Raw genomic sequence first — 7,273 nt, 5'->3', positions numbered from 1 at the left:
GAGACGTTTGAATAGTTGACTGGGAAGTCATTCCACTACTTCCACTTACAATCCTAAACAAAATTCTCGAGGATGAGATGAGATCATACAATAATTTTATCGGTATCGATATTGGTAAATGTTCATTAACTGCGGCATTGCTGCGAAACTGTGAATAAGGTGTATAAAATGATTATTTATTAGCCGGTTTTCAAACTTGCTCACAGCAATTCAAAATCGGTGTTTTTTTCTCGAGCATGAGCATAATTTCTCTTTTTTAAAAAAGGAAATTTCCCGGAAGCCCAAAAATTGAACGGATAAAATTCATCAAATATAAAACCATCGGGAAAAGCAGCCGACCCAACAAACCAAAAATAAGCAATCCTAAAAGAATCCAAATTCCATAAGGTTCTATTTTTGAATACGCATAAGCCGCTTTGGGCGGCAAAATTGCTGAGACTACACGGTTTCCATCCAATGGCGAGATGGGAATTAAATTTAATAACATTAAAACAAGATTAATTAATATTCCGAAAAGCCCGGCGTGGTAGAAAAAAAGCGTAACAGTCTTAACCACTGGATTAACAGCATTCACACCAAAAGTCACACTTAACTTTGCAATAGCAGCCCACAACAAAGCCATAAATAAATTAGAAAGGGGACCCGCAATTGCTACCAGCGCCACATCTCGACGAGGTTTTCTTAAATTTTGCCACGTAACTGAAACCGGTTTTGCCCATCCAAAAGCGAAGGTTAATTTACTGAGAATTAAAATTAAAATAGGAAGAATGAGGGTACCAAAGGGGTCGATGTGTTTTAGCGGATTAAGCGTGACGCGACCCATCATCAAGGCCGTTTTATCGCCTAATTTATTTGCCACCCAGCCATGCGCCGCTTCGTGAACGGTAATCCCAAACAATAATGGCAGAACGACAACAGCAATGATATGGACGATATTGTTGAAACTCATATCACCTCAGTATAACATTAATCGAAAGTAGAAATAAAAATACCTGGAAAGCAATCCATATGTCTCTTCGTATAGGTGGCCACTGGATTATTTCACAATCTTCAAATTTGGCCTGACTTTTTTTACGAACTTATCAACGCTGCTATTGCTAGGAGGCGAGGTTTTTCCATCGTTGCCGCCATCTTCATCTTCCGTAAATACCATTCCACAACCATTTTCAAAAGCATAAATTGCTTTAATTGCTCGAACGGGAATGAAAATATGATGAGCAACTCCTGAAAAGCGAGTATCAAATTCAACGGCGTCATTACCCATTCGCAGACGTCCGACAGCTTGCGGTTCAATGTTTAATACTATTTTACCGTTTTCTACAAAACGCTCAGGGACTTCCACATCCGGTATCAGTGCATCCACCCTGATATAGGGTGTTAATTGGTTATCAACAACCCAGTCATAAATAGCCCGCACTAGATAAGGGCGGCTTGAATTTATTTCAAATGCCATCGACTTCTCTAAGTTCTGATTCAAACTCACTTAAACTGGCTTTGAAAGACTCACGTTCGAAAATGAGCTTTTTGTATTTATACATTGATTTTGCAGCCCGTGGCGGGACATGAATACCAAGGTGCGGCAAACGCCATAACAACGGCGCCATCACGCAATCGACTAACGTAAAATTGTCATTCATGAAATAAGTCTTCTCCCTAAACACTGGATCAAGCTCAATCAATTCTTTGGTAAGAAACTCTCGCTCTGTTTCGGCTTGCTTGGAAGCCCCTTCTTCAATAATTTTCATGGAATGGTAAAAATTCCGTTCGATACGATACATTAACAAGCGACACCGGCTGCGAGCGACTGGGTAGACAGGGAGCAAAGGAGGATGAGGGAATCGTTCGTCTAAATATTCCATGATGACCCTCGATTCAAATAAAACCAAATCACGGTCCACTAAAGTTGGCAAAGTGGTATAAGGATTCAATTCGATTAAATCTTCGCTAGGATGGTTGGCATCTACATTGTGAATGTCGACAGTAACGCCTTTTTCTGCCAAAACAATGCGAACCTGATGGCTGTATATGTCCAAAGGAGCAGAATACAACGTCATAATCGAGCGTTTTAACATAGTCATTCCTAGCTTATAAATAACCACCGTCATTGGTATGATGAAGAGAGGGATTACTAATTCTTATCGTTTGGAAAATTGCGTGCCTCGCCGTGCTCCATGCAGCCCCACTTTTTTGCGTTCAACCATTCTGGGATCTCGTGTGACAAACCCAGCTTTTCGCAGAGTTCTGCGCCACGTTCCGCCTTCCCCGCCTTCTTCACTGTACTTGATGAGAGCACGGGTAATACCATGGCGAATTGCACCGGCTTGCCCGCTGTCGCCGCCGCCTTGAACAGTGGCGTAAATGTCAAACCGAGAATAAACATCAAGCTTCACAAAGGGCTGGCGAACAAGCATGCGAGCCGTTTCTCGACCAAAATATTCGTCTAAAGGCAGTCTGTTAATGATAATTTGACCAGTGCCGGACCTTAAAAAAACCCGTGCGGAAGATGTCTTACGCCGTCCCGTACCCAAATTCTGATTTTTTTCCGCTTGTGCCATACGCATTTAAACCTCTAACTATAAGTCAATTAATTCAGGTTGTTGAGCCTGGTGGGGATGGTAATCACCCGCATAAATTTTCAATTTACGATACAGTTGACGACCTAAAGGCCCCTTAGGCAGCATACCTTTAATAGCTAACTCCAGGATACGGTGTGGTTTTTTGGCTTGCAAGTCAGCGAAGCTAATCGTCTTCAAACCGCCCGGATACCCAGAATGGTGATAATATTGCTTATCCTGAGTTTTATTTCCTGTTACTTTAAGTTTATCGACATTAATCACCACGACGAAATCACCCGCGTCGACGTGAGGCGTAAACTCAGCTTTATGTTTAGCTCGCAAAATTTCAGCGATCCGACTAGCCAGCCGTCCCAGTGTTTTGCCTTCTGCATTAACCAACAACCAACGCGGGCTAACTGTTTTTGCATTCGCCATGTAAGTCGCCATGAATCCAAGACCTCAAATAAAAATAAAGAAGGGACAGCATGGTACAGCACATTTTTATAGGATGCAAGCACCCCCAACGCCTTCGCCCGAGGGCAGAAAACGATAGACAAACTAACGGGACGAATATTCAAAGTCTTATTGCTGAAGCTGAACCCAATCTGCGCGTCCTTAACAAAACCCTAATGGCATCAAGGGTAAAATTCAGGATTGAAGCCCTTTGGGTTCATCTAAAATGTGGAAAGCCACATGAGATTTAAATAATCCTCTCAAACCTCATTTAGATGAACTTTATCGGCTACCCCTTTAGGGGAAGGACAGTGGTAACATTAACCGGCTAACTAAAGCTGTTAATAACGACTTAAAAGAACTTCAGGAGTTATATAAAACCGCTCGACTCACTTTGCAGGGATCGAAATTTGAGGCCTATGTTAAAGAGGAAAAAGATATTTCACGATTGACTCAGAAAATAATGGAGATGCTTACCAATGGGTTGGCTTAACGTTGATTTTAAGCTGATCCTCCATCTCAGACCGTTTCAGTCGCTTGCGCTTTTTACGCGCTTTTTCATCGGGTTCATAGCCTTCTAGGTGGAACGCATCGTCAGTCGCCTACATCCAGGCAGCCCATTGCATAAGAGGGTGGCTGTCGATAATTCGAATCCCGTGCCAACCCAATTTCTGAGCGAGTACAATCATCTCGGTAGCTGTCGTAAAGGCTTGTTTAATGATTGTGCCTTTGCCTGGATTAACGATAGTGCTGCCCTCGCCGCCACCATCGTCATCATCTCCAAAAATGCGATAATCACCGCCCTGAAATAAGAGCAGCCCTGGAGAACTGCTCATGGCCTTACCGTAGTGATGGATGGTCCAGCCAGATTTGGGGCTATTAATGAATTCGGTTTCGGAAAAGGCTTCTATTTCATTGGTACTAATGATTTGCAAAAAAAGGACAGCCGTCTACAAAGATACAAAATCTCACTCGGCGACAAAGCGCGAGCCCAATTCACATCATCCAAATGAAGCTTTTCAACGCTTATTCGATCTCTTCAGAAACCTCACGTTTTTCGTCATCAGTCTTCCCTAATCTCTTAGGGTTATTAATTGTATAGGAAAAAAAGTGGGGGCGAAAATCCCGATAATATTTATGACCACTGATCACTCGCCTGTCGGAAAAGCACTCTCTAGATTCTCCAATTTATTGACCAATTAGTTAACTTTTAATAACCTGTACTGTCGTCAATAGGCTAATGCAATGATTTAATAAGCATCATTTTCATGATCGCCTTAGCTGCCTCTCTGACGCAATTTTCAGCTGATATTACGCGCCTTCACTGCTGCTAAGCCGTGGTTTCAAACCCTAATAAGGCCAAGACCATTGATTTAACTCAATGGACCACGTTCATTTATCTATAAATGGCGTCGCTAACCTTGTTGATTTACGGTCCGCTGTCCAACGCAACGGGGCGTACAATCCGATGATCATCGGATTGTGCATCATGGCCGCAGTCAGCGTTGTCGCTACGCTAGCTCCTAACATTAAGTTATTTAATTCTAGGTCGATTTATTCAAGATTGCGTGGTGGGAGCATGTGCGGGATTATGGCAGTCTATTTTCAGAGATGTGTTTACTAGCGAAGAATTGGCTAAATATGGTTCTTATTTTGGATACTCGTTATGTTTATCGCTCCTCTCGCACCGGTTTTAGGCAGATTTTTACAGTATTTTTTGATTGACGTACCAATTTTTTTAGACTATTTGTACCTTGTTTGCGCTTTTAACGATGGATTTATGCAGCTTAGCAGCGGCGCTGTAATGGCGTCGCTAATCGCTTATTTTACGGCATACTGATCAGCTACCTCTTGCAATAGTGATTATCGCGGCTTCATTATTAGCCTGGATAATCTACGAGCAAGTTGTTGTCAAACATCAACAATAAAAACACGAAAAAAATTCTAACCACAGGGAAGCAGAGAAGTCCTAGACTCATCAATAAAGCCGGGAAATACCTCTTTTAATAACCTGGGCGAGCTACTTTTTTATAAATTATCTCGGTGAAAAGAGGTAAAAGGCCCACGCAATTCCAAATTTTCTTTTTTCTCCTTTCGTTTCTTGTTAATCGCTCTTAATATCTCTTTCCAACAAGCATGAGGTAGGACTACTTTTCCTCCGTTTCCATAATAGTCGCAAAATAATTCTACTGACTTTTGTTCCCAATCAGCTTCCGTTTTTGACTGTTGGCTTACAACGCATATTCCTCCCCCTCCCCCACTCTGATAAAGTGGCATTAATAGTTTGTAATAACTCTTGAGGCCTTTGGCTTCGTTATCCCAAAGAAGGTGATATGCTTATACTACATTTTTTCGTATTTTTAATAAAATTTCTTCTTCGCTATCCAGTGAGGAGAGACTCATTATTTGGGAGCGTTCATTTTTTCGCTTGAATATAGACTCTTCCCTTTTTCAAATATGACTTTATTCTAAAACTTTTTTATAGAACTTTTTGGTTAGCTCATAATCGCCACCCAACCTAGTGAGGCCAATGCCGATCCCTCAGATTAATTCAATATCATAAAATCGAACTAACCCGTTAATTGCATTTTGATAATATATCGGCGCATTCTTGCTGGAAGCTATTAATAGTTAGTGGTAAACCCAATTAATAAGCACATCCTTCAAATAAGGCACCTTTTTCAAATAAGAAAGCTCTTTAATACTGCGACGTGAATAGGCCCAATCAACAATAATTAATCTAACCCACCTTCCCCGGCAATCTGTATCAGCTTTTATTTAAGTGATGTTCAAATATAAATTTGACACAGGCAGTCTGTTTTTTCAATAGCAAGGTTTAAAGGAAACCCTTGTTAGGGGTCTATCTAAACTCTGTTTCTTTTCATTCACTAACCATTGAAACAGTTCTAGATGACCATTCTGCGCTGCCAGTGAGACAGGTATATGACCTCGCTGGGTAAGAATATCTAGAGATTGGCCGTGTCGCTACAAGATATTTCACAATCTCAAAATGGCCCTTGGATGTGGCTAACAGCATCGGGGACGTCCCGTATTGATTAAAAACTTTTACCGATTGCTTTGCTGTTTCTACCAAAAATTCTAGCGTTTCAAAATGTCCTCGGGACGATGCTAATAATACGGCGTTATCCTTTTCATTGTTTCTCACGTGTAAGGATAGACCTTGATCTTTTAAATATTCCATCACTTCTTTGTGCTCATAGAAGGAATTAGCTCTTGATCCATCCGCCATTTCAATCCGTCAGTATTCGCTCCTAGTATGAAAGTCAGCTCATAATCTACAATCTGATTTCCGTCATAAGGAATATCCAAAGAAAGCTTTCCACACCTTTGCATTTTGTTTCTGCCAATAATTCTTCAAGAAATCGAGTTGTCTGTAAAACATAGCCAATAATATTGCTTTAGCTTTGTAAACAGGATCCATCACGATAAGCTCTGCGCCCAATTCCAATAATTTTCTACTTGCTGTTGATCACCTATTTTGCTCCCATGTAAATAAAATAAAATAATTAAGTCTTAGTCTTTGGGTAACTCTAGAGAATCGAATGGCGTTTTTCCTTCTCCATCAGGGCAATCAACATTAAAAGTTAAATCACTGGAAAATGAAGCATTGATTTGTTTTATCTCTTCAGGCGCAGACTTAAAATCGTTGGACGGCGCTGTGGTCCCTTAATTTTACGCTCGCTTCAGAAAGCCATTTAATCATTGTTTCAAGCTTCACTGATTGAGCGGCTATGTGCCAAATAGTTTTTTACCACTATGGTTTTGTAATTCACACATACGCTCCGAGAGCTCTTCTCTAATCAAGCAATTTTAAATGTTCGGTGATTTTAACTTTATATTTAATTAAGATGGCTTCATGTAAAATATTATTGCCTATTTTCAGGTCCTATGCAAAGACAAACTCAAGTCCATAATCAGTCAATGACTCCTGACAGGAACTGTGCTCTAACAGCTTCTATTAAAGAAACATGGGCAACCGAGGGATTCGAAATATCGATTGTTTAGTTTGAGACTTATAACGATTTTTATTCAATAAATTACCCACAAAAACCTCCATTTTAGTAAAGAGTTTACCTCTTTTAAATTAAGAAAAATTAGTATTTTAAATGCTTTTTTATAAAAACAACCCAATGAAAAGTGCGCTCTTTAAAGGGGGCGTTATAATGCGCCAACACAGAATTTCTATTTTAAATAAAGAGCAGGTGATGAAAGATATTAAAATACTTGGTGTTGATATTTATTGC

7 protein-coding genes and 3 pseudogenes are annotated in these 7,273 nt (G+C 40.4%); 1 reads left to right on the top strand and 9 read right to left on the bottom strand.

All coding sequences use genetic code 11. The features are described 5' to 3' along the window. Positions 1–256 precede the first annotated feature (256 nt). The 5 genes from FIV31_RS06795 to rplM all read right to left on the bottom strand — a co-directional run bounded on the left by FIV31_RS06795 (position 257) and on the right by rplM (position 3,002). Entirely contained in the window at positions 257–949 is a 693-nt protein-coding gene (locus tag FIV31_RS06795; protein ID WP_280124246.1) for a site-2 protease family protein, read from the bottom strand. Between the two features lie 87 nt (positions 950–1,036). Continuing rightward, the gene (locus FIV31_RS06790; protein WP_280124247.1) at positions 1,037–1,441 is read right to left on the bottom strand and encodes a ClpXP protease specificity-enhancing factor; all 405 of its coding nucleotides are present in this window, start codon (positions 1,439–1,441) and stop codon (positions 1,037–1,039) included. Position 1,442: 1 nt separating this feature from the next. After that, positions 1,443–2,105, bottom strand: coding sequence for a glutathione S-transferase N-terminal domain-containing protein (locus FIV31_RS06785; RefSeq protein WP_280124245.1), 663 nt, complete (start codon positions 2,103–2,105; stop codon positions 1,443–1,445). A 30-nt stretch (positions 2,106–2,135) separates the two neighbouring features. Continuing rightward, positions 2,136–2,555 (bottom strand): 30S ribosomal protein S9, encoded by a 420-nt coding sequence (rpsI, locus tag FIV31_RS06780; RefSeq protein ID WP_280124244.1) that lies wholly within the window; start codon positions 2,553–2,555, stop codon positions 2,136–2,138. An 18-nt stretch (positions 2,556–2,573) separates the two neighbouring features. Further along, a complete protein-coding gene (gene rplM, locus FIV31_RS06775; protein WP_280124243.1) occupies positions 2,574–3,002 on the bottom strand; it encodes a 50S ribosomal protein L13 in 429 nt (142 codons plus the stop codon). A gap of 98 nt (positions 3,003–3,100) precedes the next feature. On the opposite strand from rplM, the pseudogene FIV31_RS06770 reads away from it, so the two are divergent. After that, positions 3,101–3,441: pseudogene (locus FIV31_RS06770) on the top strand (Dot/Icm T4SS effector CoxDFB5); the annotation flags it as partial. A gap of 40 nt (positions 3,442–3,481) precedes the next feature. Here FIV31_RS06770 and FIV31_RS06765 read toward each other — a convergent pair. The 4 genes and pseudogenes from FIV31_RS06765 to FIV31_RS06750 form a co-directional block, all read right to left on the bottom strand. Next, positions 3,482–4,103: pseudogene (locus FIV31_RS06765) on the bottom strand (CBU_1754 family Dot/Icm T4SS effector). After that, a pseudogene (locus FIV31_RS06760) lies at positions 4,082–4,207 on the bottom strand (hypothetical protein). Before FIV31_RS06760 ends, FIV31_RS06765 begins: the two co-directional pseudogenes overlap by 22 nt. A 193-nt stretch (positions 4,208–4,400) precedes the next feature. After that, complete coding sequence (locus FIV31_RS06755) at positions 4,401–4,538, bottom strand: hypothetical protein (protein WP_280124242.1); 138 nt, start codon at positions 4,536–4,538, stop codon at positions 4,401–4,403. A 1,351-nt stretch (positions 4,539–5,889) separates the two neighbouring features. Continuing rightward, a complete protein-coding gene (locus tag FIV31_RS06750) occupies positions 5,890–6,258 on the bottom strand; it encodes an ankyrin repeat domain-containing protein (RefSeq protein WP_280124241.1) in 369 nt (122 codons plus the stop codon). Between the last annotated feature and the right edge of the window lie 1,015 nt (positions 6,259–7,273).

The organism is Coxiella endosymbiont of Ornithodoros amblus (genome assembly GCF_019425495.1).
Taxonomy (GTDB): domain Bacteria; phylum Pseudomonadota; class Gammaproteobacteria; order Coxiellales; family Coxiellaceae; genus Coxiella.
This window is presented reverse-complemented; position numbering and strand designations above follow the sequence as displayed.

What these genes read in the sequence shown, in the direction of transcription:
- FIV31_RS06795 (WP_280124246.1), bottom strand. Translation starts at nt 949, where the DNA reads ATGAGTTTCAACAATATCGTCCATATCATTGCTGTTGTCGTTCTGCCA.
- FIV31_RS06785 (WP_280124245.1), bottom strand. Translation starts at nt 2,105, where the DNA reads ATGACGGTGGTTATTTATAAGCTAGGAATGACTATGTTAAAACGCTCG.
- rpsI (WP_280124244.1), bottom strand. Translation starts at nt 2,555, where the DNA reads ATGGCACAAGCGGAAAAAAATCAGAATTTGGGTACGGGACGGCGTAAG.
- rplM (WP_280124243.1), bottom strand. Translation starts at nt 3,002, where the DNA reads ATGGCGACTTACATGGCGAATGCAAAAACAGTTAGCCCGCGTTGGTTG.
- FIV31_RS06755 (WP_280124242.1), bottom strand. Translation starts at nt 4,538, where the DNA reads ATGTTAGGAGCTAGCGTAGCGACAACGCTGACTGCGGCCATGATGCAC.
- FIV31_RS06750 (WP_280124241.1), bottom strand. Translation starts at nt 6,258, where the DNA reads ATGGCGGATGGATCAAGAGCTAATTCCTTCTATGAGCACAAAGAAGTG.